The sequence below is a fragment of the Candidatus Thermoplasmatota archaeon genome (assembly GCA_022848865.1).
In the GTDB taxonomy this organism is placed as follows: domain Archaea; phylum Thermoplasmatota; class Thermoplasmata; order RBG-16-68-12; family JAGMCJ01; genus JAGMCJ01.
Window position 1 is genome coordinate 1 of record JAJISE010000136.1, and the last position, 500, is coordinate 500.

A 500-nucleotide genomic window follows, 5' to 3' on the forward strand; every position below is an offset into this window, starting at 1 on the left:
AAATCCTCCCCCAGGATTACAGCTCCCTGCTGTCACCAAAGCAGACGCAGAATGCCATCTATGCCGCCAAAGACTACATCGAGCAGAATCTCTGCAAGCAGCTCAACCTGATTCGCGTTACCGTCCCTCTTATCGTAGATGTCCAGAGCGGCGTCAACGACATGCTGGACCGTGATGGCTCACGGACACCAATTGGGTTCCACATTTCAAATGACCGCGACAAGAACCCAATCGATGCCCAGGTCGTGCAGGCCGCAACCAAGTGGAAGCGCATGGCCCTCAAGCAGTTCGGAATGGACGTCGGAGAGGGCCTGCTCACCGATATGCGCGCCGTGCGCAAGGACTACTGGCTCGACCACGACCACAGCGCATACGTGGACCAGTGGGACTGGGAGCTGGCCATAACCGAAGACCAGCGAAACTTACAACTCCTCACCGAAGTCGTAGAAAAAATCTGGATCGTCATCAAAGGCGCCGAGACCCACGTCCAGAAACTCTTT

Annotated in this window: 1 protein-coding gene; it reads left to right on the plus strand. The window is 55.8% G+C overall.

Features of this window, described 5'->3' with window-relative positions; all coding sequences use genetic code 11:
• Positions 1-500: aspartate--ammonia ligase (locus LN415_10055; protein MCJ2557414.1), on the plus strand; the 500-nt coding region annotated here is incomplete at both ends.